Here is a 25,210-nt window from a genome sequence, read left to right as displayed (position 1 = left end):
CATGGATGTTAGTGATGATGTTTTAAACGTGGTGATTGACCATCAGAAGTGTTTACAACCGGTTGAAGTGTACCGTGGTTTGCAACAAGGAAATGTTCGCCTGGTACAATTTATTCCGCTGGTTAAGCTCGATGGTTCAGGTCATCTGACAGACGAATCGGTTACGTCTGAGGCATGGGGCCGATTTTTAATTACGATATTTGATATCTGGGTACGTGAAGATATTAATCAGATATCTATCCAGCTTTTCGATAAAACGCTTCGCCAGTGGTGTGGTCTGACGGCACAGATTGAACGACAGACCATGTCATCAATGAATACGCGTTGCCAGACATGCTCATTGTTTCAATATTACCACGGTGATTGTCCTGCGTACTGCGAGGAAAATGGAAAGGGCGTGCTGTGTGCAGGCTATCAGGCTTTCTTCAGCCACACCGCACCGCATATGCGCGTGATGCGTGACCTGCTTAAGCAGCATCGCTCACCGATGGAGCTGATGGCGATGCTGCGTTAAGCTCAGCGGTATTTAACGTCCTTTGGCCAGATACTGCGCCATTTCATCTTCCGGGACCATTCCACCGCCGGTCGCCCACACCAGATGAGTGGCGTTATTGAGCTGATCCGCGCTGAAGCCGTGCATGTGCTGATAGTCAGCAGAGGCGCAAACGTGTTGCGGACCGGCCATCCCTGCCAGCGCTGACGGTTCAAGGCGAATACCTTCTTCCTGCGCCAGCCAGCCCAGCATATCGTACATAGTCTGATCGTCCAGGGTGTACAGACCGTCGAGCAGACGTTCCATTGCCCGGCCAACAAAGCCAGACGCACGGCCGACAGCCAGCCCATCAGCCGCTGTCAGGTTGTCGATGCCAATATCCTGCACGGAAATCGTATCGTGCAGTCCGGTATAAATCCCCAGTAGCATGCACGGTGAATGGGTTGGTTCTGCGAAGAAGCAGTGCACGTTATCGCCAAACGCCAGCTTCAGGCCAAACGCCACGCCGCCAGGGCCACCGCCGACACCGCATGGCAGGTAAACAAACAGTGGATGGTCTGCATCCACCACGCGCCCCTGCTGGGCAAACTGCGCCTTTAAGCGCTGTCCGGCCACCGCATAGCCTAAAAACAGCGTGCGCGAGTTTTCATCATCGATAAAGAAGCAGTTTGGATCGGACTCCGCCGCCTTACGGCCCTGTTCAACCGCCACGCCGTAATCTTCTTCATACTCCACGACCGTTACACCGTGGCTGCGCAGTTTGGCTTTTTTCCATGCGCGGGCGTCGGCCGACATATGCACCGTCACCTTAAAGCCGATACGGGCGCTCATTATACCAATCGACATGCCGAGATTACCGGTGGAGCCTACCGCGATGCTGTACTGGCTAAAGAACTGTTTGAATTCGGGCGAAAGCAGAACGCTGTAATCGTCTTGTGTGGTCAGCAGACCGGCTTCCAGCGCCAGTTTTTCCGCGTGGGTCAGTACTTCATAAATGCCACCACGGGCTTTAATCGAGCCAGAAATTGGCAGGTGACTGTCTTTCTTCAGCAGAATTCCGCCATTGATGCGCTGCCCGTACTCTTTCTCCAGTCGCTTTTGCATGGCCGGAATCGCGGCCAGCTCAGATTCAATAATGCCGCCGGTGGCCGCGGTTTCCGGGAATGCCTTTGCCAGGTACGGCGCAAAGCGCGTCAGACGGGCGTGGGCATCCTGAACATCGTGTTCAGTCAGGCCAACATACGGTAAACCTTCCGCAAGAGAGGTGGTGCCAGGGTTAAACCAGGTTGTCTCCTTGAGAGCAACCAGATCTTCCACTAAAGGATACTGGGCGATAAGTGTTTGAATGTTTTCCATAGTCAGTCTCTTTGCGCTTAGATAATAAAGGAAAGCAGGAATGTGCAAGCCAGTGCAATCACGGACGCGATAAATGTCGCGGTCGTATAGTATTTAAACGTTTCATTCAGGGTGGCACCGCAGTATTGCTTCACCAGCCAGAAGAGGGAATCGGTAACGATCGTGCAGCCAATAGCGCCGGAACCGATAGCAATGGCGATGATCTCCGGGCTGACGTTGGGATAGAGCGGCAGCATCGGTGCAACGATTGCCGTGGCGCCCATCATTGCCACCGTGGCGGAACCCACCGCGGCATGCAGGATTAACGCCACCAGCCACGCCAGCAGAATCGGGTGCATATGCATGTTCGAGAGGATCAGCGCAAGAGTATCCGCCAGCCCACTGCTCTTGAGGATAGCGTTGAATGCGCCGCCTGCGCCGATAATCAACAGAATGTTAGCGATGGAGCCAAAACCGTTTTCAGTGTGGGTCAGCAACGTACCCATACCGATGTGCTGACGCAGGCCGAGAATGTAATAGGCAACGAAAACGGCAATAAACATCGCGGTGATCGGGTTACCAATAAACTCCAGCAGCGTATATACCGTGCTGCCTTTCGCCATGTTCAGCTCAGCGACGGTTTTTACCAGCATCAGGCCAATCGGCAGCAGAACGGTAAACAGCGTAGCACCCAGCGACGGTAGCGTACTTTCGTCACGCACTTTAAGGTCAGAAAACTCAGCCGGAACCGGTTTAAACGGGAGACGGTTACCCAGGAATTTCAGGTACAGAGGACCACCGATCAGCGAGGCCATCAAGCCGACCAGTAAGCCGTAGACAATCACGGTGCCAATGTCTGCGCCCAGCTTGTTCGCCACGAACAGGGCAGCCGGATGCGGTGGTACCACGCAGTGCACCGCCATCAGCGCCGTACACAGCGGAATCGCCAGCTTCAGTAATGAAGTATTGGTTTTCTTGGCAATTGAAAAGGCCAGTGGAATCAACAGCACCACGCCGACTTCAACAAACAGCGTGATCCCGCAAATCAGCCCAACCAGAACCATAATGACGTCGGCGGATAGCCAGCGGCAGCGCTGCAGCGTCAGGCCAATGCGTTCGGCTGCGCCGGACACTTCCATCATTTTGCCCAGAATGGTCCCAAGGCCGATAACCGCGGCGAGGAAGCCCAGCGTACCGCCGATGCCACTCTCAATGGCATTGACCATATCCAACGGCCCCATGCCCATCATCGTACCCACGAAGAAGCTGGCTAACAGTAGCGCCAGAAACGGGTGGAATTTGAACTTCACGATGGTCAAAACGATTAACACGATGCTTATCAGCAGCGTGCTCACAACCCAGATTTGAGAGTGCATAACTCACCTTGCCCTGTGATTAATATAGGGTTATTGGACAAAAATAAGGCATGGTCTGACAAACGATATAAATCCCCCTTCACATGAGCCAGATTGCATCAAATGAGTGATTTATGTCTAATTGCGCTTTGTTTATGCGATATGGTTCACTCTGATTCACCTTTGAGCTGATTTTTGCAGCGAACTTTTTTACACTCCAGCGCATGAATCAGAAGGAAAGGAGGTGAGAATGGATCCCCTACGCGAAGTCAGAAACCGGCTGCTCAACGGCTGGCAGTTGTCAAAGCTGTATACTTTTGAAGTGGCGGCCCGGCATCAGTCTTTTGCGCTGGCGGCAGACGAGCTGTCATTGAGCCCCAGTGCCGTCAGCCATCGCATAAATCAGCTTGAAGATGAGCTTGGTATCCAATTATTTGTTCGTTCTCATCGCAAAGTGGAACTCACTCATGAGGGCAAACGGGTATTTTGGGCGCTGAAGTCGTCACTGGACACGCTCAACCAGGAGATTCTTGATATTAAGAATCAGGAGCTCTCGGGGACGCTCACCGTCTACTCACGACCTTCTATCGCCCAGTGCTGGCTGGTTCCGGCGCTCGGCGACTTTACCCGTCGCTACCCGTCAATTTCGCTAACCATGTTGACCGGGAATGACAACGTCAATCTACAGCGTGCGGGTATCGATCTCGCCATCTATTTTGACGATGCACCCTCCGCGCAACTCACGCATCACTTCCTGATGGATGAAGAGATCCTGCCGGTGTGCAGCCCGGACTACGCCCGCCGCCATGACCTTACCGGTTCGCTGGTGAATTTGCCGCACTGTACGTTGCTGCACGACAGACAGGCGTGGAGTAACGATTCCGGGACCGATGAGTGGCACAGTTGGGCGCAGCATTTTGCGGCGAATTTGCCGACATCGTCGGGGATTGGTTTTGATCGTTCGGATTTAGCAGTAATTGCGGCAATGAACCATATCGGCGTGGCGATGGGCCGAAAACGGCTGGTGCAAAAACGCCTCGACAGCGGAGAGTTGATTGCGCCTTTTGGCGATATGGCGCTGAAATGTCATCAGCATTACTACATCACCACGCTGCCCGGCAGGCAGTGGCCGAAAATCGAGGCGTTTATTGGCTGGCTACAGGAGCAGGTTAAATAAGCGGGTCGCGAATATTTTTTACGCTTTCGCTCTACACTGAAAGTGAAAAAGCGTGCTAAATACGTGATATCACTCCTGATGATTTGCGTAAGGACGACCGTGTTAAAGCCGATTGTTTCCCTTTTACTGTTGGCCAGCGCCACCGTGTGTGCCGCGCAACCTGCGTTGACGGCGGCGCAGTATGTGCAGCAGCTTGGGGTTGGGATGGACGTAGATTGGGCGCGTACCGATCGGGGCATCCGTGAATTCGATCCGCTGGTGGTGAGGGATTATAAGGCGAAAGGGTTGACCCACGTGCGCATTCGCGTGGCGGGTGAGCCTACGGAGGCGCGGCTCATTCATCTGCGCAAGCTGGTGGAAGCCTGCGAGCAGTATGGCGTGATCCCGATAATCGCCTATCAGGCTGACGAGTATAAAAAAGACCCCAGTGCCAGTAACGAAAAAGAGGTGGTTAACTGGTGGGTGGCAGTGGCGCATTACTTTGGTCAAAGTTCGCCGTTGCTGGGTTTCGACCTGATTTATGAACCTGCCGATAAGCTCAACCATAATCAGGCGTCGCTCAATAGGGTGTATGACAAAACCATCCGTACCATCCATGCCATCGATCCACAGCGAATGATATTTATCGCGCCGAAACTGCATGCCGCTCCGGAAGATTTGCCCAACCTAAAGCTGCCGCCGCAAAGTCAGAATACCGTGCTGGCCCAATGGCATATTTTCCCGTGGGGGCCGCTGAAAAATAACGGTAAATACCCGTGGACCTCAGGGACAGCGGCAGAAAAGGCCGCCATTCGCGCCCGTATCAATAACGCCATTCACTGGCAGCAGAAAACCGGTCATGTTAGTTGGGTAGGAGGCTGGTCGCCGGGAGAAACCATCAGGAATGCGCCTTCTGCCTCGCAAATGGCGTTTGCCCGCTTTATGGCTTGCGAGCTGAAGAAAGCGAAAATTCCCTATGCTATCAATGCGGATACGCAGTTCTATGATGGTGAGGAAGGGGCATGGAGACCGGCGCTGGAGCCGTTGTTGAATACCATGATTGCCCCTGAGTGTGAAAAGCCCGGCGAGAAGCCGGGCCATCATACGCTTAAACCGCCTGTCCCTGATGCGACACGCGTGACGCCAGCGGAAGCCAGCAAACAAAAATCAACAGCCCCATAAGGGTCATCAGCAGGCCCAGACTGGCTTGCCCGGTCTGCGGCAGCATGGCAGAGAACCACGCCAGCACGCCGGAACCAATGTTCTGTAATCCACCAACCAGCGCACCAGCAGTACCGGCCAGGAACGGGAAAGGCTCCATTGCGCCGCTGGTTGCCAGCGGAAACAGCATCCCGGCGCCGAAGAAAAACAGTGCGGCGGGAACCAGCAGCGTCCAGACGTTCATCACGTCGAACAGACCAGGGATCCACATCATCAAACCGGCGACCAGACAGCAGATAACTGACTGCCACATTAGCGTCGAGAAACGCTTATTCGGGCGACCGGCGAACCAGGCACCAAAAAACGCCGCCGGAATGGGCAGAATAAACAGGATACTGACCACCATGCTGCTTAAGCCGAGACGCGCGCCTAACAACACCCCGGAACAGGCTTCGAAGACCGCAACGCCCGCCAGGCCGCCGATCAGCATCAGCACGTAACAGGTGAAAGAGCTGTTGCCAAACAGCGTTTTGTAGCTGGCGATAAGCCGTGGACGCGGCGCACCTGCGGGGCGCGTTTCCGGCATCCAGCGCGCCATGCTAAACGTAACGCCTGCGCACAGCACCAGCAGGAAGATGTAACAGGCACGCCAGTTCCACAGGGTATCCAGCATACCGCCAATCAATGGTGCCAGCAGTGGGCTGACCAGAATCCCCATGTTTAACAGGCTATTAGCGTGGCGTAACTGCGTGCCTTCATACAAATCGCGCGGTAACGTTCGCGCCATCACACCGCCGACGCCCGTTCCCATCCCCTGTATTGCGCTGGCGATAATCAATACCGTCAGGCTGTGGGTGGTTATGGCGACCAGCGTAGCCAGCATAAAAATGGACATCCCGGCGAGGATCACCGGGCGGCGGCCAACGCGATCGGAAAGTGGGCCGTAAATCAGTTGTGACAGGCCGTAGGTCAACAGATAGGCGGCCATCACGCTTTGCACCGCCCCTTCGCGAACGTTCAGCTCACGCGCCATATCAGCAATCGCGGGGATATAAATGGTTTGCGCCATCTGACCTACCGCCACCAGTAATACCAACATCAACAACAAATTGACGCTTCTATGCCTTTTCATTTCGCTGATTACTTTTCAAAAAGTGAAAAAATAAGAATAAGGTGCTGCACTTTCCCGTAAATGCGCGTGGAATCTACCACAACAGAAAAAGAAGGCCAGATAGTGGGCTGGAATGTTTAAACGATGGACGGCAGGAAATGTAAACAAAAAGCGGCAACAAATGTTGCCGGATTGCATCGGGTTTACAGAGGTCATGATAAGCGTAGCAAAACTGCGCCTATGGCAATGCCTCCAGCCGCAACGAGACGTATTCCGGCAACCTTCTCTTTCAGTAGCAGCCACGCGAGCAGCGCGCCAAACAGGATGGAAGTTTCACGCAGCGCAGCGACTACCGCCAACGGAGCCTGAGTCATGGCCCACAGCGCCAGACCGTAAGAACCCATTGTGCCAATCCCGCCAAGAATACCTTTCTTCCACTGCTGTACCAGATAGCGCGACGCTTCCCGGCGTCGGGCAATCATCGCCCAGCCCAGCAGGCAGGAGCCGTTCAGAAAGAAGGTCCACAGCGTATAACCCAGCGCGGTTTCTGATAAACGTACGCCGGTGCCATCAACCAGCGTATATCCGGCGATAAAGCAGGCGTTAATGAGCGCCAGCACGATCCCGCGTTGCGAGCTGCTGCGTCCGTTAAACGCCATGCCGAGGATCGCCAGACAGATCGTGGCAATCCCCACCCAGGCTAGAACAGAGAGGCTATCGCCAAGAAACAGGACGCTGATAATTGCAACCAGCAGCGGCGCTGTGCCGCGCATTAACGGATAGGTCTGGCTCATATCCGAAACCTGATAGGTTTTGGCGACCAGGACGGTATATACAATTTGCAACGCAGTTGAGACGGCTAAAAACGGCAGGCTGGCGGCGGAAGGTTGCGGCGCAAAGGGTAAGCAAATTAATGCCATAATTGCAGCAGAACCGCTGACACCGATCGCTGAGTACAGTTTATCGTTTCCAGCTTTAACAATGGCATTCCAGCTGGCATGCAGCAGCGCGGCGAACAGCAAAATGCAGAAAACAGAAAGCGTCATGGTGGAATTCTTCCCTGAGAATGTCATAAAAACGTAACATATTGGCGCGACACAAGCACCAGGGAGAAGGTGAAAGGGGAGCGGAGTGTTACCCGCCCCCCTTAGGTGCGACTTGAATCCGAATTACTTAACGTATTTCAGAACGGCATCAAGTAGTTGCAGTGCTGCAACAATGAGTTTGAGGATAAGAATAGCGATATCCACGAGGCTCATACGCTCTCCTTTTGGTACAAGGAGCACGGTGCTGACGTACCTCGCCGCTGCCTGTTGCCAGCACCTTTGTTGACATAACACAGTGTGCTCACACGGGGGTTAAGGCGCTGACGGCACCACCCGTTTCAGCCAGGACTTTGATGCGCCGGTTTACGATGCGGCCCCCGCATAACACATTGCGTACCGAGACATTATAGATAAACACTGTATAAATTAACAGTATTTTATGGACGTTACGCTATTCATGTTCCATACTCAAAACCATCAAAATTCGTGCCGAAATTGCGTGTTCTTCGCAGAACGCGTATACTTTTTTCGTTGACATAACACAGTGTGTTCGGCGGCTACCAACCGCACAGCACTGAAAAAAACCTCGCTCCGGCGGGGTTTTTTGTTTTTCAGCAATGCACAACGAAATGTGATCATTGACGCATTTTTATGCAGATGAAAATTTTTCCATTGTCACGCTGAAAAACCTGTGTTTGTATAAATCCAGTTAATCAACAAACAGACAGGTCCCTAATGAACCCTTCCATGCTGACTGCGACCCTACTAAAAACTGCGCCATCTCGCGCAGCGGTCGTCGTGCGTGTGGTGGTGGTCGTCGGCAATGCGCCGTAGGGTCCGAATCAACACACGATTCCAAAACCCCGCCGGCGCAAACCGGGCGGGGTTTTTCGTTTCAGAGACCTGCCCGGAGCAAAGGCCCAGAATAAAAGGACTGGAGCATGGCAAGTTCGGGCATAACATCCAAGCGTACGCGTTTTACGGGCGCAGAATTCATCGTTCATTTCCTGGAACGCCAGGGAATTCAGGTTGTTACCGGTATTCCCGGCGGATCGATTCTTCCCGTCTATGACGCCTTAAGTCAAAGCACGCAAATCCGTCATATCCTGGCGCGCCACGAGCAAGGAGCAGGGTTTATCGCTCAGGGAATGGCGAGAACCGATGGCAAACCCGCCGTCTGTATGGCCTGCAGCGGACCGGGCGCAACCAATCTGGTGACCGCCATTGCTGATGCGCGTCTGGATTCCATCCCGCTGGTGTGTATCACCGGGCAGGTTCCGGCCTCAATGATAGGCACCGACGCCTTCCAGGAAGTCGACACCTACGGCATCTCTATCCCCATCACTAAGCACAACTATCTGGTCCGCCATATCAGTGAATTACCTCAGGTCATGAGCGATGCGTTCCGCATTGCGCAGTCCGGACGTCCAGGCCCGGTGTGGATAGACATTCCTAAGGATATTCAAACCGCCGTTTTTGATATTGAAGAGATGCCGGAGCCTGCGCAGAAAATGGCGGCACCAGCGTTCAGCCAGGACAGCATTCGCGATGCCGCAGCCATGATTAACGCCGCACAGCGTCCGGTGCTGTACCTCGGCGGCGGCGTGATTAACGCACCTGAGCGCGTGCGTGAACTGGCGGAAAAAGCGATGCTGCCCACCACTATGACCTTAATGGCGCTCGGTATGTTGCCGAAAGCCCATCCGCTGTCGTTAGGCATGCTGGGCATGCACGGCGCGCGTAGCACTAACTTTATTCTGCAAGAAGCGGATTTATTGATTGTTCTGGGCGCACGTTTTGATGACCGGGCGATTGGTAAAACGGAGCAGTTCTGCCCGAACGCCAAAATCATTCACGTGGATATCGACCGCGCGGAGCTGGGTAAAATCAAACAACCGCACGTGGCGATTCAGGCGGATGTCGATGAGGTTCTGGCGCAATTGATCCCATTAATTGACGCGCAGCCGCGAGAGTCGTGGCATCAGACGGTGGCCGATTTACAACGTGAATTCCCTTGCACTATTCCGCAGGAAAGCGACCCGCTCAGCCACTATGGATTGATCAACGCCGTGGCTGCCTGCGTAGACGATAGCGCCATTATCACCACCGACGTAGGCCAGCATCAGATGTGGGCGGCACAGGCTTATCCGCTGAACCGTCCGCGTCAGTGGCTGACCTCCGGCGGTCTGGGAACTATGGGCTTTGGCCTGCCAGCGGCAATTGGTGCAGCGCTGGCCAATCCAGACAAAAAAGTGCTGTGCTTCTCCGGCGACGGCAGCCTGATGATGAATATTCAGGAAATGGCGACAGCCAGCGAAAATCAGCTGGATATTAAAATCATCCTGATGAATAACGAAGCGTTGGGTCTTGTATATCAGCAGCAGAGTCTGTTCTATAAGCAGGGTGTTTTTGCCGCGACCTATCCGGGGATGATTAACTTTATGCAGATAGCCGCCGGGTTTGGTCTCGAAACCTGCGATCTGAATAACGAAGCGGACCCACAGGCAGCGTTGCAGGAGATTATTAATCGCCCTGGGCCTGCGCTGATCCACGTGCGCATCGATGCCGAACAAAAAGTGTACCCGATGGTGCCGCCGGGTGCGGCAAACACAGAAATGGTGGGGGAATAAGCCATGCAACAGCAGACACATGACAACGTAATCCTGGAACTCACCGTACGCAACCATCCGGGCGTAATGACTCACGTTTGCGGGCTGTTCGCCCGCCGCGCGTTCAACGTGGAAGGCATTCTCTGTCTACCGATTCAGGACAGCGATAAGAGCCGCATCTGGCTACTGGTCAACGACGATCAACGTCTTGAGCAGATGATAAGCCAGATCGACAAGCTGGAAGATGTGGTGAAAGTGGCCCGCAACCAGTCCGATCCGTCGATGTTTAACAAAATTACCGTGTTCTTTGAGTGAGTTAGTCGCCGTCTGAATCCGGGGTGATCACTTTTACAGAGCCGTTCCGGCAGTGGGTTGCGTAATCTGCCGGTAACGGACGGTCGCTTATCAGTACGTCAAAGGTGGAGAGTGGACCAATGCTGGCGGGGGCGACCTCATCGAACAGGGCGTGGCGCGTCAGCAGAATTTTGCGTAATCCGCGTTCCATCGCTTTGCGTTTTGTGGCCAGATCGTCCGGATTGAACCAGCTAACGCCGAAATGCTCATGGACTCCGCTGGCGGAGATAAAGACTTTCCGTGGGTTGAGTGCATCCAGCGGGGAGGGATTGCTGGTGTCGTAAAAGGCGTCACTTTTCGCCCGGTAGGTCCCCCCGCAAAGAATCGCTGTGGCGTTGGGCTTTTCATTTAGCGCTACGAACACCCGGTGCGAGTAGCAAATCCCGGTAAAGGAAATATCGTCCGGGATCATGCTGACCACCAACGGCATTTCCGCACCATTATCAAAAAAGACCAGATCATTTTCACTCACCAGCCCCGCAGCCAGAATGGCAACCGGTAAATCGTCGCGGTGATACTGTTTTTGCGCGGGGAGTGGCGCGTTAACGATGGCAGCAGGTTTGTTCACCATCACAATGTAACCACCGAGCAGCGTGAGTGGTAACGGTTCGTCATCCTGACTGAGATCCCGACGAATAGTCATCACGGAAACTTCCAGCATTCGTGCCGCCTCTTTCAGATGGATTCGGTCGGTCTTCTTCAACAATTCCATCAGACGTCGAATACGTTCTTTTTGCTTAGTTTCCATGTGCTTCTCCACGAATCATGTTCCCATGTTCCTTCAGTAACATTTTTGTGTTTCTGAGAACATGACATTGCCACATTACTATACGTCTGACTATCCGGAAATAAAAGCGTGTTTTTTCACGTTTTATTGATTATAACCAGTTAATTTTCAGTCAATTGTAAGCAACTTCATCATTTGTATTGTGATGTGGGTGTAACATTTAGTGCAATAAATAAACAATAAAATGATCTTCCAATCGCGATCCTAGTCACAAATGATACGAAAGTAACATGATAATGTTATTTTAATATCATTGTTGTGTGATTGTTTCTGAGAGGTAGTAAAATGGATATCGCGGTTATTGGCTCCAACATGGTGGATCTCATCACCTACATCAACCAGATGCCCAAAGAAGGGGAAACGCTGGAAGCACCGGCGTTCAAAATTGGCTGCGGGGGCAAAGGCGCAAATCAGGCCGTTGCGGCCGCTAAGCTCAATTCCAAAGTGCTGATGCTGACAAAAGTCGGTGATGATATTTTTGCGGATAACACTATTCGCAATCTCGAATCCTGGGGAATTAATACCACCTATGTCGAAAAGGTACCCTGCACCAGCAGCGGTGTCGCACCGATCTTTGTTAATGCGAACTCCAGCAACAGTATTCTGATTATTAAAGGAGCGAACAAATTTCTCTCCCCGGAAGATATCGATCGTGCGGCGGAAGATTTGAAAAAATGTCAGCTTATTGTCCTGCAACTGGAAGTGCAGCTGGAAACTGTTTATCACGCGATTGAATTTGGCAAAAAACACGGTATTGAAGTGTTACTAAATCCCGCCCCTGCATTACGGGAATTAGATATGTCTTATGCCTGTAAATGTGATTTTTTTGTGCCGAATGAAACCGAGTTGGAAATATTAACCGGTATGCCAGTGGATACTTATGACCATATTCGCGCAGCAGCACGTTCTCTGGTTGATAAAGGTCTGAACAATATTATCGTCACCATGGGTGAGAAAGGTGCGCTGTGGATGACGCGTGACCAGGAAGTCCATGTTCCAGCGTTTAAAGTGAACGCTGTCGATACCAGTGGTGCAGGCGACGCTTTCATCGGTTGTTTTGCTCACTATTACGTTCAAAGCGGTGATGTGGAAGCCGCCATGAAAAAAGCCGCTCTCTTCGCTGCTTTCAGCGTTACCGGGAAAGGCACTCAATCATCTTATCCAAGCATCGAACAATTTAATGAGTTTCTTACCTTAAACGAATAATACTCCTGCACTGTAAAAGGTAGCACTATGAACGATAAAAACATCATTCAGATGCCTGACGGCTATTTGAATAAGACCCCTCTGTTCCAGTTTATTTTGTTATCCTGTTTATTCCCGTTATGGGGATGCGCAGCCGCATTAAATGATATTCTGATTACGCAATTTAAAAGCGTATTTTCACTCAGCAACTTTGCCTCGGCATTAGTTCAGAGTGCCTTTTATGGCGGTTATTTTTTAATTGCGATTCCAGCATCTCTGGTGATTAAAAAGACCAGTTATAAAGTCGCCATCTTAATGGGGCTGACCCTTTATATCGTTGGGTGTACGCTCTTTTTCCCGGCATCGCACATGGCCACCTACACCATGTTCCTTGCGGCGATTTTCGCGATTGCGATTGGTCTGAGCTTCCTGGAAACAGCAGCCAACACCTACAGCTCAATGATCGGCCCAAAAGCGTATGCCACTTTACGCCTGAACATCAGTCAGACTTTTTATCCTATTGGTGCGGCTGCTGGCATTCTGCTAGGTAAATATCTGGTCTTCTCTGAAGGTGAAAGCCTGGAAAAACAGATGGCCGGGATGAACGCTGAGCAGATCCATAACTTTAAAGTGTTGATGCTGGAAAATACCCTTGAGCCATACAAGTACATGATTATGTTACTGGTTGTGGTGATGGTGTTATTCCTGCTGACTCGCTTCCCGACCTGTAAAGTCGCGCAAACCACGAGTCATAAACGCCCGTCAGCGATGGATACACTGCGTTATCTGGCCAGCAATGCCCGTTTCCGTCGTGGAATTGTGGCGCAATTTCTTTATGTGGGGATGCAGGTCGCGGTGTGGTCATTCACCATCCGTCTGGCACTGGAATTAGGTGATATCAACGAGCGCGACGCCTCAACCTTCATGGTCTATAGCTTCGCCTGCTTCTTTATCGGCAAGTTTATCGCCAACATTTTGATGACGCGCTTCAATCCGGAAAAAGTGCTGATTCTCTATTCCATTATTGGTGCGCTGTTCCTCGTCTATGTTGCACTGGCGCCAAGCTTCAGCGCTGTGTATGTCGCAGTGCTGGTGAGTGTCCTGTTTGGACCCTGCTGGGCGACAATCTATGCGGGTACGCTTGATACCGTGGATAACGAGCATACCGAAATGGCGGGTGCCGTCATTGTCATGGCGATTGTCGGCGCGGCGGTGGTTCCGGCGATTCAGGGCTATGTGGCCGATATGTTCCATTCATTGCAACTTTCGTTCCTGGTTTCCATGCTCTGTTTCGTGTACGTCGGTATCTACTTCTGGCGTGAAAGCAAAGTGCGCAACAACCTGGCTGAAGCGACAGTTTCCTGAGGAGAGCGATCATGACAACACGTATAACGCTGTGGCGAGAACTCTTTGCAGAGCATCCGCGAATCTTACTGAAGAATAACGACTTCACGGTTACCGCATTTCGTTACGCCAGCGGAGTGGAAGGGCTGAAGGTAGAAAACAGTCGTGGACATCTGGTTATTCTGCCCTGGATGGGGCAGATGATCTGGGATGCTCAGTTTGATGGCCATGACCTGACCATGCGTAACATGTTCAGTCAGCCGAAACCGGCGGCGGAAGTGGTGGCGACCTACGGCTGTTTTGCCTTCCACTCAGGTCTGTTGGCAAATGGCTGCCCATCACCAGAGGATTCACATCCTTTGCACGGTGAAATGGCTTGTGCCGCGATGGATGAAGCCTGGCTGGAGCTGGAGGGTGAGAATTTGCGCGTGGGTGGACGCTATGAGTATGTGATGGGGTTCGGTCATCATTATCAGGCACATCCTGCGGTGGTAATGCACAAAGCGAGCGCGCTGTTTGATATTCAGATGGCGGTTACCAACCTTGCCTCAGTGGCAATGCCGTTGCAGTACATGTGCCATATGAATTATGCCTACGTACCGGAAGCCACCTTCAGCCAGAATATTCCGGATGAGGCCATGAAGCTGCGTGAGTCGATACCCGCGCATGTTAAACCGACTGAGCAGTGGCTGGCGTTTAATCAGCGGATTGTACAGGGCGAGGCTTCTCTGGCGCGGCTCAATGAACCCCATTTTTACGATCCGGAAATTGTCTTCTTTGCTGACCAACTGGACAGGTACACTGATAAGCCAGAATTTAGCATGATCGCGCCTGATGGCACCACGTTCGTTACGCGTTTCTCCAGCACGGAGCTGAATTATGTGACGCGTTGGATCCTCTACAACGGCGATCAACAGGTTGCGGCATTCGCCTTGCCTGCAACCTGTCGACCTGAAGGATTCCTGGCAGCACAACGCAATGGCACCTTGATTGAAATAGAACCGCAGCACACCCGGACATTTACAGTCACAACTGGCATAGCCTGATCGCTCAAGGCTTGAACACCAAAGCACTTATCGTTAAGGTAAGCGCTTTTGCTGGGTGGCGGCATTAATGCCTTATCCGGCCTACAACGGCACCCGCCCGTAGGCCTGATAAGCGTAGCGCCATCAGGCATGCCTTAGCGCCAGGATGAACCCATGATTACCGTTGCCCTTATTGACGACCACCTCATCGTCCGCTCCGGCTTTGCCCAACTGCTGGGGCTGGAACCTGATTTGCAGGTGGTCGCTGAGTTTGGCTCAGGCAGTGAGGCGCTGGCGGGATTACCGGGACGCGGCGTGCAGGTGTGTATCTGCGACATCTCGATGCCTGATATCTCTGGTCTTGAACTGTTAAGCCAGTTGCCAAAAGGAATGGCGATTATCATGCTTTCTGTCCACGACAGCCCGGCGCTGGTGGAGCAGGCGCTCAACGCGGGCGCGCGTGGTTTCCTTTCTAAACGTTGTAGCCCGGATGAGCTGATCGCGGCGGTGCATACCGTAGCGACCGGCGGCTGTTACCTGACGCCGGACATCGCCGTCAAACTGGCGGCCGGTCGTCAGGATCCTCTCACCAAACGTGAACGTCAGGTGGCGGAAAAACTGGCGCAAGGTATGGCGGTCAAAGAGATTGCCGCTGAACTGGGTCTGTCGCCGAAAACGGTGCACGTGCATCGCGCTAACTTGATGGAAAAGCTGGGGGTCAGCAACGACGTCGAACTGGCCCGCCGGATGTTTGACGGCTGGCAATGAACACGCTCTGTTCCCGGTTAATCACCGTTGTTGCCTGCTTTTTTATCTTCTCCGCCGCGTGGTTTTGCTTGTGGAGCATCAGCCTGCATCTGGTTGAGCGCCCGGAGCTGGCGGTACTGCTGTTTCCGTTTGGCCTGCGTCTGGGGTTGATGCTGCAATGTCCGCGCGGCTACTGGCCGGTGCTGCTGGGCGCGGAATGGCTGCTTCTTTTCTGGCTGGCGCAGGAAGTGGCGCTGGCCCATTTACCACTTTTGATGATCGGCAGCTTCCTCACGTTACTCCCGGTGATGTTGATTTCGCGATACCGCCATCAGCGCGACTGGCGCACGCTGTTGTTGCAGGGCGCGGCGCTCACGGCGGCGGCGTTGCTGCAATCGCTGCCCTGGCTTGGGCAAGGTGAAGAGGCGTGGAACGCGCTGCTGCTGACGCTCACCGGCGGATTAACGCTGGCGCCGATCTGCCTGGTGTTCTGGCACTATCTGACCAGCACGACCTGGCTGCCGCTGGGCCCGGCGGTGGTGTCGCAGCCGGTGAACTGGCGCGGGCGACATCTGGTCTGGTACCTGCTGCTGTTTAGCGTCAGCCTGTGGCTACAGCTCGGTTTACCCGCCGAACTTTCGCGCTTCACGCCGTTTTGCCTCGCGTTGCCGATCATTGCGCTGGCCTGGCACTACGGCTGGCAGGGGGCGCTGATTGCGACGCTGATGAACGCCATCGCGCTGATTGCCAGCCAGACCTGGCACGATCATCCCGTTGACCTGTTGCTCTCGCTGCTGGTGCAAAGCCTGACCGGGCTGCTGCTCGGTGCGGGTATTCAGCGTCTGCGCGAACTTAACCAGTCGCTGCAAAATGAATTAGCGCGCAACCATCGTCTGGCGGAACGTCTGCTGGAAACCGAAGAGAGCGTGCGCCGTGATGTGGCGCGCGAACTGCATGATGATATCGGCCAGACCATCACCGCCATTCGCACCCAGGCGGGTATTGTCCAGCGCCTGGCGCCGGAAAACGCAGGGGTGAAGCGCAGCGGGGCGCACATCGAACAACTTTCTCTCGGCGTGTACGATTCGGTGCGTCGCCTGTTAGGCCGTCTGCGACCGCGCCAGCTGGACGATCTCACGCTGGAGCAGGCCATCCGCTCACTGATGCGCGAAATGGAGCTGGAAAGTCGCGGTATCGTCAGCCATCTCGACTGGCGAATTGATGAATCTGCACTTAGCGAAAGCCAGCGGGTGACGCTGTTTCGCGTCTGTCAGGAAGGGCTGAACAACATCGTTAAGCACGCCAACGCCAGCGCGGTGACGCTTCAGGGCTGGCAACAGGATGAACGGCTAATGCTGGTGATTGAGGATGACGGCAGCGGCCTGCCGCCAGGGTCGAATCAACAGGGATTTGGCCTTACGGGGATGCGTGAACGGATTAGCGCCCTCGGCGGATCGCTCTCGATTTCCTGTACGCACGGCACGCGGGTCAGCGTGTCGTTACCCCAGCGATATGTGTAAGGCGCGGTCATGTTTTCGTTTTTAAAAGCTCCGGCCAGTGCGCCGCTCATTACTGATAAGCGTGAAGTGGATGCCCTCTACCGCTACTGGCGGCGGCATATCCTGACCACCATCTGGCTCGGCTACGCGCTGTTCTATTTCACACGCAAGAGCTTCAATGCCGCCGTACCGGATATCCTCACCAGCGGCGTGCTGACTCGCAGCGACATTGGGCTGCTGGCGACGCTGTTTTACATCACCTACGGCCTGTCGAAGTTTGTTTCCGGTATCGTCAGCGACCGATCCAACGCTCGCTATTTTATGGGCATCGGACTGATTGCCACCGGCGTGGTAAACATTCTGTTTGGATTCTCCACCTCGCTATGGGCCTTTGCGGTGCTGTGGGCGCTGAACGCCTTTTTCCAGGGCTGGGGATCGCCGGTCTGCGCGCGTTTATTGACCGCGTGGTATTCGCGTACTGAACGCGGCGGCTGGTGGGCGCTGTGGAACACCGCGCACAACGTCGGCGGGGCGCTGATCCCTATCGTGATGGCGGCGACAGCGCTGCACTACGGCTGGCGCGCCGGGATGATGATCGCCGGGCTGCTGGCGATTGTGGTGGGGATTTTTCTCTGCTGGCGGCTGCGCGACAGGCCGCAGGCGATTGGTCTGCCGCCAATTGGCGACTGGCGGCATGATGAACTGGAAATTGCCCAACAGCAGGAAGGCGCTGGGCTAAGCCGCAAAGAGATCCTCACCCGTTATGTGCTACTGAATCCTTATATCTGGCTGCTGTCACTGTGTTATGTGCTGGTGTACGTGGTCCGTGCCGCGATTAACGACTGGGGCAATCTGTATATGTCGGAGACACTTGGCGTTGATTTGGTCACTGCCAATACCGCCGTGACAATGTTTGAGCTGGGCGGATTTGTTGGCGCGCTGGTGGCGGGTTGGGGTTCGGACAAGCTGTTTAACGGCAACCGCGGTCCAATGAACCTGATTTTCGCCGCCGGAATTTTGCTCTCCGTTGGCTCGCTGTGGCTAATGCCGTTCGCCAGCTATGTGATGCAGGCCGCGTGCTTCTTCACCACCGGATTCTTCGTCTTCGGCCCGCAGATGCTGATCGGCATGGCGGCGGCGGAGTGTTCGCACAAAGAGGCGGCGGGCGCGGCAACCGGATTTGTCGGGCTGTTTGCTTATCTGGGGGCATCGCTCTCCGGCTGGCCGCTGGCGAAGGTGATGGAGGTCTGGCACTGGACCGGATTCTTTGTGGTGATCGCTATTGCGGCGGGAATTTCCGCGCTGCTGCTGCTGCCGTTTTTAAACGCCCAGGCTCCGCGCGAACTCAACGAAGCGTGATGTACCTCACCTTTTTGCCCCGAGTGGAGCAAAACTAAGAAATTTTCCCGGTTTCACCTGGACGCTGTCTCAGGCGCGTCTTCCGGCTGATTTTTACAATGCCTGCTATTCGCAGGTATAAAAATTAGCTCGGGAGTGTCAAATGCTGGCCTTTCTAAACCAGGTGCGCAAGCCGACCCTGGATCTGCCGCTCGATGTGCGGCGCAAAATGTGGTTCAAACCATTCATGCAGTCCTATCTGGTGGTCTTTATCGGCTACCTGACCATGTACCTGATCCGCAAAAACTTCAACATCGCGCAGAACGACATGATCTCCACCTACGGGCTGAGCATGACGCAGCTGGGGATGATTGGCCTGGGCTTCTCCATCACCTACGGCGTGGGTAAAACGCTGGTTTCCTACTACGCGGATGGAAAAAACACCAAGCAGTTCCTGCCGTTTATGCTGATCCTCTCCGCCATCTGTATGCTTGGCTTCAGCGCCAGCATGGGCGCGGGTTCAACCAGCCTGTTTTTGATGATCGCTTTCTACGCGCTGAGCGGTTTCTTCCAGAGTACTGGCGGCTCATGTAGCTATTCCACCATTACTAAATGGACGCCGCGTCGCAAGCGGGGTTCTTACCTCGGTATGTGGAATATCTCCCACAACCTCGGCGGTGCGGGTGCAGCGGGCGTGGCGCTGTTTGGCGCTAACTATCTGTTCGACGGTCACGTCATCGGTATGTTTATCTTCCCGTCGATTATTGCTCTGATTGTTGGCTTTATCGGCCTGCGCTACGGCAGCGACTCCCCGGAATCTTATGGCCTCGGTAAAGCCGAAGAGCTGTTCGGTGAGGAGATCAGCGAAGAAGACAAAGAAACCGAAGAAAACGAGATGACCAAATGGCAGATCTTTGTTGAGTACGTGCTGAAAAACAAAGTGATCTGGCTGTTATGTTTCTCGAACATCTTCCTGTACGTAGTGCGTATCGGTATCGACCAGTGGTCCACAGTCTACGCCTTCCAGGAGCTGAAGCTTTCCAAAGAAGTGGCGATTCAGGGCTTTACCCTGTTCGAAGTGGGCGCGTTGGTCGGTACGCTGCTGTGGGGCTGGCTCTCTGACCTGGCGAATGGTCGTCGTGCGCTGGTGGCCTGTGTAGCGCTGGCGTTGATTATCGCCACCCTGGGCGTTTATCAGCACGCCAGCAACCAGTACGTTTATCTGGCTTCGCTGTTTGCGCTGGGCTTCCTGGTGTTTGGCCCGCAGCTGTTAATCGGCGTTGCGGCAGTCGGATTTGTGCCGAAAAAAGCGATCGGCGCAGCCGATGGGATTAAAGGCACTTTCGCTTATCTGATTGGTGACAGCTTCGCCAAGCTCGGTCTGGGGATGATTGCCGACGGCACGCCGATTTTCGGGCTGACCGGCTGGGCAGGCACCTTTGCTGCGCTGGATACCGCCGCCATTGGCTGTATCTGCCTGATGGCCATCGTGGCTGTGTTTGAAGAACGTAAAATTCGCCGCGAGAAAAAGATTCAACAATTGAAAGAAGCTTAAGTTAAGTGTGCATTGGTAACTTTTGCCCGCCTTAATGGCGGGCTTTTTTATGCTCTCAACTGGCTGGTTTCATGTACCAGATTGCGCAGCCACTGATGAGCGGCATCGCGGTGCGTGCGTTCATGCCAGGCCATGCTTTTTGTAAAACTGGCTATGGGCAGCGGGGGCGGTAAAACGTGCATACGGGTGTCGTCATACGCCAGACGGGCAGGAACAACGGCAATCATATCGCTGATAGCGAGGATGTCCGGCAATACCAGGAAGCTGCTAACCGACAAACCAATCTGCCGTTGGCGTCCGACGCTTGCCAGTGCCTCATCGGTGACGCCCCAGAAACTTTCACCCTCATAAGAAACCAGCACATGCTCCAGCGCGCAGAAGCGATCGAGCGTCAGCGGTTGCCCCGCATCAGGATGCGCATGACGCATGAGACAAACGTACTCTTCATCATATAACGCCCGGCTATGCAGGTTGTCGGGCGTGGAATCCGGCGTCAGCAATGCCAGGTCGATTTTCCCCTGCTCAAACTGTGTGGTGAGCAGCACTGGCTCAACCGGGATCACTCGTACACGAATGCCCGGTGCGCGCACGCGAAGCGCGGCAATAAATGGCACGATAACCGCTTTGAGCGCGTAATCCGTAGCGGCGACGGTAAAGGTGAGCGCTGCGGTGAGCGGGTCAAATTGTGTCGGTTTAAGCAGGATATCGATATCGCTGAGGATCTGTTTGACCGGGGCGGCCAACTGTTGGGCACGCAGCGTCGGAACAATGCCATGCGGTGTGCGACTAAACAGCGGATCGTCAAAATAGTCGCGCAGGCGGTTGAGCATACCGCTTACCGCAGGCTGGGTGAGCGACAGCCGCTGCGCCGCCCGGGTTACGCTGCGTTCATCCAGCAGGGCATCCAGCGTTTTTAACAGATTGAGATCGAGTGTTCTGATATCAGATTTCATGATGTCTGCCTGCGAGTTCGATAAGTCACATTATGACACGTTCAGTCGTCGACAGAGGTGAATTTGCCGCTATGATGGGCGTCCTGTCTGGTAATGGATGTGCGCATGATTTGGATAATGCTGGCCACGCTGGTGGTTGTTTTTGTGGTGGGATTTCGGGTGCTAACGTCCGGGTCGCGGCGGGCAATTCGCCGTCTGAGCGAGCGGCTGAACATTGATGTCGTGCCGGTAGAATCGATGATCGATCAGATGGGAAAAGTACAGGGTGAGGCTTTTTTACAGTACCTCCACCGTCCTGATGAATCGCATCTACAAAATGCCGCCCAGGTGCTGTTGATCTGGCAAATCGTTATTGTCGACGGCAGTGAGCAGAACTTGTTGCAATGGCACCGCTGGCTGCAAAAAGCCCGGCTGGCTGCACCGATTACCGACGCGCAGGTGCGTCTGGCGCTCGGTTTTCTGCGCGAGATGGAGCCGGATATGCAGGAGCTTAATGCGTTCCAGATGCGCTATAACGCCTTTTTCCAGCCCGAGGATGGCGTGCACTGGCTGCACTGATATCAAAATTTATGATGACGACTATTTTGAATCGTCATTATCTTTATATCTTACGCGAAAGCATGATGTACCTCGTTAACTCACACGACGAGGTACATCATGAATCAAGCGACTCAACAACGTGCAATTATCTGGCCTGCAGCGTATCTGCCGGGGACGACTGATAACTTTGCCTCAAATGAAATTATCGTTGCCGGACTGAGCGCCCGTGCCGTCTGGGCACAGCTTAATGACACAACGCGCTGGCCGACGTATTACAGCAACGTGGCGGATATCCGTTTTCACGACGGTTCCGGTCCATTGTTAAGCATGGATGCCCGCTTTCGTTTTACGACTTTTGGTTTCCCCATCGAAGCGCAAATCACTGAGTATGTGCCGCCGGTTGACGGCCAGGCCGCGCGTGTTGCCTGGCATGGCTGGGCGGAAGGCGACGCCACTACACGTCTGGATGTGATCCACGCCTGGCTCTTTGAGGATTTACCCGGCGGGCGCGTACGTATTCTGACCCAGGAATCACAAATTGGTGTTCCGGCACAAGAACTGGCACGTACGCTGCCCAATCCGATGATCAACGGTCATCAGGAGTGGATAACCGGCCTGGCCCGGGCTGCGCGTGACGCTTAATTGAGCCAGAAAGGGCTCTCTGTCCTGGGCTGGATAAGGCGCAGCCGATCTCTGGTGAATAGTTGTCAAAACGTTAAATACGTCACAAATTTAATGTTACACTGCGTAACTTTTCTACAATAACCCCACGCAGGTAACAAAATGAGTGAAGCTGTTGAACAAAAATCCCGCGCTGAGGCAAATTCCCGACCTAACTGGTCGGCGGTATTTGCCGTGGCGTTCTGCGTTGCCTGCCTGATAACCGTTGAATTTCTCCCCGTTAGCCTGTTAACGCCGATGGCGCAGGATTTGGGGATTTCTGAAGGCGTGGCCGGACAATCGGTGACCGTGACGGCATTTGTCGCCATGTTCGCCAGCCTGTTTGTGACGCAAATTATTCAGGCGACCGATCGTCGCTACGTGGTGATTCTGTTTTCGGTGCTGCTGACGCTTTCCTGTCTGCTGGTTTCCTTTGCCAATTCCTTTTCGCTGCTGCTCGTTGGCCGCGCCTGCCTCGGTCTGGCGCTTGGCGGCTTCTGGGCGATGTCGGCGTCGCTGACCATGCGTCTGGTTCCTGCACGTACGGTGCCGAAAGCGCTGTCGGTTATTTTTGGCGCGGTCTCCATCGCGCTGGTAATTGCCGCGCCGCTGGGGAGCTTTTTGGGCGGCATTATCGGCTGGCGCAACGTGTTTAATGCGGCGGCGGTAATGGGCGTGCTGTGCACGATTTGGGTGGTGAGAGCGTTGCCTTCGCTGCCTGGTGAACCTTCGCATCAGAAACAAAACATGTTCAGCCTGTTGCAGCGTCCTGGGGTGATGGCCGGGATGATTGCCATCTTCATGTCCTTTGCTGGTCAGTTCGCCTTCTTTACCTATATTCGCCCGATCTATATGAATCTGGCGGGCTTTGACGTTGATGGCCTGACGCTGGTGCTGCTGAGCTTCGGTATTGCCAGTTTCGTTGGTACGTCGTTCTCGTCGATGATTTTGAAGCGTTCGGTCAAACTGGCGTTAGCCGGTGCGCCACTGGTGCTGGCGCTCAGTGCGCTGGTCCTGATCCTGTGGGGCAGCGACAAAGTGGTCGCGGCGGGTATTGCGATTATTTGGGGGCTGTTGTTTGCGCTGGTACCGGTCGGCTGGTCGACGTGGATCACCCGTTCGCTTGCCGATCAGGCAGAAAAAGCCGGATCCGTCCAGGTCGCCGTGATCCAGCTTGCCAATACCTGCGGGGCAGCGGTGGGAGGCTATGCGCTCGATACCCTCGGACTGCTGTCGCCCCTGATGCTTTCCGGCAGCCTGATGCTGCTGACGGCGCTTTTGGTGGCAGCGAAAGTTCGCATAAAAGGTATGCAATAATCTCGGTGTTGTTCGCCGGATGGCGCTGTCGTCGTAGGCCGGATAAGGCGTTCTCGCCCTATCCGGCACTCCACGACTCACTAATCAGAACCATGCTTCCCACATGGCACCAAGGTTAAAGTCGTCCAGCGTTTCATCCTGCGTGCCGTTGACCCGCGCGGTGCGATCGTTATCCACCTTGCCGCCGGTGACGTAGAAGCGCAGCATCGGGCGGAACTCCGGTCCCATGGCGATCGACATGTTCTGCGACAGCGTCAGTTTCCAGCCGTGGTTATCCCCGCCGTTGTCGTAATCTACGCGCTGATAGCCCGCTTCCAGCCAGGTGGAGTGAACGTCGTTCCAGAAGTACATTGGACGCACAATCGCGCCGTAGTTCTTACGGTTATCGCTCTTATCGGTGCTGTTATCGTAATCATGGAACGCTAACAGGTATTCCACCTGCGCCTGGCGGGTAAACTTATGACTTCCCTCGAAGCTGGCGTAAACCGTAGTCAGGTCGTCGGTTTTGTTATAGACGCTGTTGTCGGAGTTATCAGAATAACGGGCAATCACTTTATTCACGCCGCTGTCGTTGGTGTGGCTCAGCACGAATGCGCCCTGCCAGGCTTTCAGGCGGTCATCGCTCTCGACGGCTTTGGAGTCAAAACCGTAGTTGGCGTAGATCTCCAGATCCAGCGGGCCCACTTTCATATTGTGAATTTTTGACGTCACAGCGTAGTTGCCTTTATCGCCGGTACCGGAACCGCCGGTACAGGTAATACGCGATGGGTTGGCTTCGTCTTCCATCACTTCCGGGCTGCACGATTCAACTGCGGCAACGGTGGCGACATCAAACTGTACGCCGCCGATGTCGAAGTTCTTCACCCCGGCGCCCTGGCCGTCGTGGTTCATCCAGAAGTAGTCGTTGATACCCTGTTGCGGACGCTGGTGGAAGTCGCGGCCTGCCCAGATATAGGCGTTGGGATTGGATTCCAGTACGTTGGTGACGCCCGCGTAGGCTTTTTTCAGGTTAACTTCGTCGCCCCAGTGGTCGATCATCACGTTGATGTCCCAGATGGCGCCGTTATCGCTTTTGAACGCTTTTGAGAGCTGGAACTCGCCGCCGTTGCCTTCGTTACCCAGGCGACCGATAGCGGAAGCACCGTTGTAGGAGCCATCAACGCCAACGTATTTCTGATCGCCGCTCTGGAAATGCGCGCCGTAACGCGCATAGCCGCTGAATTTCACACCGAACGGAATAGCCATATCCGGCGATTGCGCCGCGCTTTGCGGCTCGTTAATGACATCGGTTTTTTTCGCCACGGCGGCGTCCATTTTAGCCTGACGCTCAGCCAGCGCTTTATCGACGGCTTTGGCAACGATGGCATCGATTTGTTCTTGTGTGAATTCCTGTGCGAGGACAGAAATTGGGCACAGCGCGGCGACGACCGCCAGCGTGACTGGAAGTTTTTTTATCATGTTCATGGTTATCTCATCGACACTTTACCCTTCAGTTTGCGTAGAGCATTCTGAATAAGCGTGTGCATTAATTTATTTTAAGATAATAACCATCCCGTCTTGGTTTAATTTGCTATCACCAAAACAAGTTGATTTGTCTATTTAATAACGGGTACAGGGCTGCTTTATTTAATCGTAATGCT

The 25,210-nt window shown here is 54.0% G+C and carries 24 protein-coding genes; 16 read left to right on the top strand and 8 right to left on the bottom strand.

Annotated elements, in window-relative coordinates; genetic code table 11:
- Nucleotide 1: 1 nt before the first annotated feature.
- Complete coding sequence (locus tag OGY13_RS23790) at nucleotides 2-514, top strand: radical SAM protein (RefSeq protein ID WP_053069354.1); 513 nt, start codon at nucleotides 2-4, stop codon at nucleotides 512-514.
- Between the two features lie 12 nt (nucleotides 515-526).
- Here the strand turns inward: OGY13_RS23790 and dsdA are convergent, their stop codons facing one another.
- Nucleotides 527-1,849 carry a D-serine ammonia-lyase gene (gene dsdA / locus OGY13_RS23785; RefSeq protein ID WP_213752169.1) on the bottom strand — a complete coding sequence of 441 codons (1,323 nt, stop codon included), beginning with the start codon at nucleotides 1,847-1,849 and terminating at the stop codon, nucleotides 527-529.
- A 17-nt stretch (nucleotides 1,850-1,866) separates the two neighbouring features.
- Nucleotides 1,867-3,204, bottom strand: a complete 1,338-nt coding sequence (dsdX, locus tag OGY13_RS23780; RefSeq protein ID WP_003827107.1) for a D-serine transporter DsdX — start codon at nucleotides 3,202-3,204, stop codon at nucleotides 1,867-1,869.
- Nucleotides 3,205-3,433: 229 nt separating this feature from the next.
- Here dsdX and dsdC point away from each other — a divergent pair, with 229 nt between their 5' ends.
- Together dsdC and OGY13_RS23770 are read left to right on the top strand one after the other, a co-directional pair.
- Complete coding sequence (gene dsdC, locus OGY13_RS23775) at nucleotides 3,434-4,360, top strand: DNA-binding transcriptional regulator DsdC (protein ID WP_003827110.1); 927 nt, start codon at nucleotides 3,434-3,436, stop codon at nucleotides 4,358-4,360.
- Between the two features lie 78 nt (nucleotides 4,361-4,438).
- Entirely contained in the window at nucleotides 4,439-5,521 is a 1,083-nt protein-coding gene (locus tag OGY13_RS23770; protein WP_213752168.1) for a cellulase family glycosylhydrolase, read from the top strand.
- Here the strand turns inward: OGY13_RS23770 and emrD are convergent.
- The 3 genes from emrD to tisB form a co-directional block, all read right to left on the bottom strand.
- Nucleotides 5,448-6,632: a multidrug efflux MFS transporter EmrD gene (gene emrD, locus OGY13_RS23765; protein ID WP_032934162.1), complete on the bottom strand. Its 1,185-nt coding sequence runs from the start codon at nucleotides 6,630-6,632 to the stop codon at nucleotides 5,448-5,450. The genes OGY13_RS23770 and emrD overlap by 74 nt on opposite strands.
- Before the next feature lie 191 nt (nucleotides 6,633-6,823).
- Nucleotides 6,824-7,657 (bottom strand): EamA family transporter, encoded by an 834-nt coding sequence (locus OGY13_RS23760; RefSeq protein WP_020996046.1) that lies wholly within the window; start codon nucleotides 7,655-7,657, stop codon nucleotides 6,824-6,826.
- Nucleotides 7,658-7,780: 123 nt separating this feature from the next.
- Entirely contained in the window at nucleotides 7,781-7,870 is a 90-nt protein-coding gene (gene tisB, locus OGY13_RS23755) for a type I toxin-antitoxin system toxin TisB (RefSeq protein WP_003023909.1), read from the bottom strand.
- A gap of 522 nt (nucleotides 7,871-8,392) precedes the next feature.
- Between tisB and ivbL the strand changes: the two genes are divergently transcribed.
- The 3 genes from ivbL (at nucleotide 8,393) to ilvN (ending at nucleotide 10,581) form a co-directional block, all read left to right on the top strand.
- Complete coding sequence (gene ivbL, locus OGY13_RS23750) at nucleotides 8,393-8,491, top strand: ilvB operon leader peptide IvbL (protein WP_003827118.1); 99 nt, start codon at nucleotides 8,393-8,395, stop codon at nucleotides 8,489-8,491.
- Nucleotides 8,492-8,598: 107 nt separating this feature from the next.
- Entirely contained in the window at nucleotides 8,599-10,287 is a 1,689-nt protein-coding gene (gene ilvB, locus OGY13_RS23745; protein ID WP_048215245.1) for an acetolactate synthase large subunit, read from the top strand.
- Nucleotides 10,288-10,290: 3 nt separating this feature from the next.
- Complete coding sequence (gene ilvN / locus OGY13_RS23740) at nucleotides 10,291-10,581, top strand: acetolactate synthase small subunit (protein WP_003023914.1); 291 nt, start codon at nucleotides 10,291-10,293, stop codon at nucleotides 10,579-10,581.
- A 1-nt stretch (nucleotide 10,582) separates the two neighbouring features.
- On the opposite strand, the gene OGY13_RS23735 is transcribed toward ilvN, so the two are convergent.
- Nucleotides 10,583-11,368 (bottom strand): DeoR family transcriptional regulator, encoded by a 786-nt coding sequence (locus OGY13_RS23735; RefSeq protein WP_003827122.1) that lies wholly within the window; start codon nucleotides 11,366-11,368, stop codon nucleotides 10,583-10,585.
- Nucleotides 11,369-11,692: 324 nt separating this feature from the next.
- Between OGY13_RS23735 and rbsK the strand changes: the two genes are divergently transcribed.
- The 7 genes from rbsK (at nucleotide 11,693) to uhpT (ending at nucleotide 20,100) form a co-directional block, all read left to right on the top strand.
- The gene (rbsK, locus tag OGY13_RS23730; RefSeq protein ID WP_003827124.1) at nucleotides 11,693-12,613 is read left to right on the top strand and encodes a ribokinase; all 921 of its coding nucleotides are present in this window, start codon (nucleotides 11,693-11,695) and stop codon (nucleotides 12,611-12,613) included.
- A 27-nt stretch (nucleotides 12,614-12,640) separates the two neighbouring features.
- Nucleotides 12,641-13,957, top strand: a complete 1,317-nt coding sequence (gene fucP, locus OGY13_RS23725) for an L-fucose:H+ symporter permease (protein ID WP_213752166.1) — start codon at nucleotides 12,641-12,643, stop codon at nucleotides 13,955-13,957.
- 11 nt (nucleotides 13,958-13,968) lie between these two features.
- Nucleotides 13,969-14,982: an aldose 1-epimerase family protein gene (locus OGY13_RS23720; RefSeq protein WP_032945437.1), complete on the top strand. Its 1,014-nt coding sequence runs from the start codon at nucleotides 13,969-13,971 to the stop codon at nucleotides 14,980-14,982.
- Between the two features lie 153 nt (nucleotides 14,983-15,135).
- Nucleotides 15,136-15,729: a response regulator transcription factor UhpA gene (uhpA, locus tag OGY13_RS23715; protein ID WP_003023923.1), complete on the top strand. Its 594-nt coding sequence runs from the start codon at nucleotides 15,136-15,138 to the stop codon at nucleotides 15,727-15,729.
- Nucleotides 15,726-17,228, top strand: a complete 1,503-nt coding sequence (gene uhpB / locus OGY13_RS23710; protein WP_057066455.1) for a signal transduction histidine-protein kinase/phosphatase UhpB — start codon at nucleotides 15,726-15,728, stop codon at nucleotides 17,226-17,228. The genes uhpA and uhpB overlap by 4 nt, the downstream gene beginning before the upstream one ends.
- Before the next feature lie 9 nt (nucleotides 17,229-17,237).
- On the top strand, nucleotides 17,238-18,566 hold the full coding sequence (locus OGY13_RS23705) for an MFS transporter (RefSeq protein ID WP_048237040.1): 1,329 nt from the start codon (nucleotides 17,238-17,240) through the stop codon (nucleotides 18,564-18,566).
- Between the two features lie 142 nt (nucleotides 18,567-18,708).
- A complete protein-coding gene (uhpT, locus tag OGY13_RS23700) occupies nucleotides 18,709-20,100 on the top strand; it encodes a hexose-6-phosphate:phosphate antiporter UhpT (RefSeq protein ID WP_213752165.1) in 1,392 nt (463 codons plus the stop codon).
- Nucleotides 20,101-20,147: 47 nt separating this feature from the next.
- Here the strand turns inward: uhpT and OGY13_RS23695 are convergent, their stop codons facing one another.
- Entirely contained in the window at nucleotides 20,148-21,053 is a 906-nt protein-coding gene (locus OGY13_RS23695; protein ID WP_213752164.1) for a LysR family transcriptional regulator, read from the bottom strand.
- A gap of 105 nt (nucleotides 21,054-21,158) precedes the next feature.
- Between OGY13_RS23695 and OGY13_RS23690 the strand changes: the two genes are divergently transcribed.
- The 3 genes from OGY13_RS23690 (at nucleotide 21,159) to nepI (ending at nucleotide 23,570) form a co-directional block, all read left to right on the top strand.
- The gene (locus OGY13_RS23690) at nucleotides 21,159-21,611 is read left to right on the top strand and encodes a DUF1198 family protein (protein ID WP_003827141.1); all 453 of its coding nucleotides are present in this window, start codon (nucleotides 21,159-21,161) and stop codon (nucleotides 21,609-21,611) included.
- Between the two features lie 99 nt (nucleotides 21,612-21,710).
- Nucleotides 21,711-22,235, top strand: a complete 525-nt coding sequence (locus OGY13_RS23685) for an SRPBCC domain-containing protein (protein WP_003827143.1) — start codon at nucleotides 21,711-21,713, stop codon at nucleotides 22,233-22,235.
- A 141-nt stretch (nucleotides 22,236-22,376) separates the two neighbouring features.
- Complete coding sequence (nepI, locus tag OGY13_RS23680) at nucleotides 22,377-23,570, top strand: purine ribonucleoside efflux pump NepI (protein WP_008786516.1); 1,194 nt, start codon at nucleotides 22,377-22,379, stop codon at nucleotides 23,568-23,570.
- An 84-nt stretch (nucleotides 23,571-23,654) separates the two neighbouring features.
- Here nepI and OGY13_RS23675 read toward each other — a convergent pair whose 3' ends face one another.
- Nucleotides 23,655-25,034 (bottom strand): carbohydrate porin, encoded by a 1,380-nt coding sequence (locus OGY13_RS23675; protein WP_008786515.1) that lies wholly within the window; start codon nucleotides 25,032-25,034, stop codon nucleotides 23,655-23,657.
- Between the last annotated feature and the right edge of the window lie 176 nt (nucleotides 25,035-25,210).

Origin of the sequence: Citrobacter sp. Cpo045, assembly GCF_030332875.1 — a bacterium.
Classification (GTDB): domain Bacteria; phylum Pseudomonadota; class Gammaproteobacteria; order Enterobacterales; family Enterobacteriaceae; genus Citrobacter; species Citrobacter portucalensis.
Note: the sequence above shows the minus strand (reverse complement) of the source record. Positions and strands in the feature narration are given on the sequence as shown.

Excerpts from the sequence above, each read along its gene's own strand:
- OGY13_RS23790 (WP_053069354.1), top strand. The coding sequence starts at position 2 with ATGGATGTTAGTGATGATGTTTTAAACGTGGTGATTGACCATCAGAAG.
- dsdA (WP_213752169.1), bottom strand. The coding sequence starts at position 1,849 with ATGGAAAACATTCAAACACTTATCGCCCAGTATCCTTTAGTGGAAGAT.
- dsdX (WP_003827107.1), bottom strand. The coding sequence starts at position 3,204 with ATGCACTCTCAAATCTGGGTTGTGAGCACGCTGCTGATAAGCATCGTG.
- dsdC (WP_003827110.1), top strand. The coding sequence starts at position 3,434 with ATGGATCCCCTACGCGAAGTCAGAAACCGGCTGCTCAACGGCTGGCAG.
- OGY13_RS23770 (WP_213752168.1), top strand. The coding sequence starts at position 4,439 with ATGATTTGCGTAAGGACGACCGTGTTAAAGCCGATTGTTTCCCTTTTA.
- emrD (WP_032934162.1), bottom strand. The coding sequence starts at position 6,632 with ATGAAAAGGCATAGAAGCGTCAATTTGTTGTTGATGTTGGTATTACTG.
- OGY13_RS23760 (WP_020996046.1), bottom strand. The coding sequence starts at position 7,657 with ATGACGCTTTCTGTTTTCTGCATTTTGCTGTTCGCCGCGCTGCTGCAT.
- tisB (WP_003023909.1), bottom strand. The coding sequence starts at position 7,870 with ATGAGCCTCGTGGATATCGCTATTCTTATCCTCAAACTCATTGTTGCA.
- ivbL (WP_003827118.1), top strand. The coding sequence starts at position 8,393 with ATGAACCCTTCCATGCTGACTGCGACCCTACTAAAAACTGCGCCATCT.
- ilvB (WP_048215245.1), top strand. The coding sequence starts at position 8,599 with ATGGCAAGTTCGGGCATAACATCCAAGCGTACGCGTTTTACGGGCGCA.
- ilvN (WP_003023914.1), top strand. The coding sequence starts at position 10,291 with ATGCAACAGCAGACACATGACAACGTAATCCTGGAACTCACCGTACGC.
- OGY13_RS23735 (WP_003827122.1), bottom strand. The coding sequence starts at position 11,368 with ATGGAAACTAAGCAAAAAGAACGTATTCGACGTCTGATGGAATTGTTG.
- rbsK (WP_003827124.1), top strand. The coding sequence starts at position 11,693 with ATGGATATCGCGGTTATTGGCTCCAACATGGTGGATCTCATCACCTAC.
- fucP (WP_213752166.1), top strand. The coding sequence starts at position 12,641 with ATGAACGATAAAAACATCATTCAGATGCCTGACGGCTATTTGAATAAG.
- OGY13_RS23720 (WP_032945437.1), top strand. The coding sequence starts at position 13,969 with ATGACAACACGTATAACGCTGTGGCGAGAACTCTTTGCAGAGCATCCG.
- uhpA (WP_003023923.1), top strand. The coding sequence starts at position 15,136 with ATGATTACCGTTGCCCTTATTGACGACCACCTCATCGTCCGCTCCGGC.
- uhpB (WP_057066455.1), top strand. The coding sequence starts at position 15,726 with ATGAACACGCTCTGTTCCCGGTTAATCACCGTTGTTGCCTGCTTTTTT.
- OGY13_RS23705 (WP_048237040.1), top strand. The coding sequence starts at position 17,238 with ATGTTTTCGTTTTTAAAAGCTCCGGCCAGTGCGCCGCTCATTACTGAT.
- uhpT (WP_213752165.1), top strand. The coding sequence starts at position 18,709 with ATGCTGGCCTTTCTAAACCAGGTGCGCAAGCCGACCCTGGATCTGCCG.
- OGY13_RS23695 (WP_213752164.1), bottom strand. The coding sequence starts at position 21,053 with ATGAAATCTGATATCAGAACACTCGATCTCAATCTGTTAAAAACGCTG.
- OGY13_RS23690 (WP_003827141.1), top strand. The coding sequence starts at position 21,159 with ATGATTTGGATAATGCTGGCCACGCTGGTGGTTGTTTTTGTGGTGGGA.
- OGY13_RS23685 (WP_003827143.1), top strand. The coding sequence starts at position 21,711 with ATGAATCAAGCGACTCAACAACGTGCAATTATCTGGCCTGCAGCGTAT.
- nepI (WP_008786516.1), top strand. The coding sequence starts at position 22,377 with ATGAGTGAAGCTGTTGAACAAAAATCCCGCGCTGAGGCAAATTCCCGA.
- OGY13_RS23675 (WP_008786515.1), bottom strand. The coding sequence starts at position 25,034 with ATGAACATGATAAAAAAACTTCCAGTCACGCTGGCGGTCGTCGCCGCG.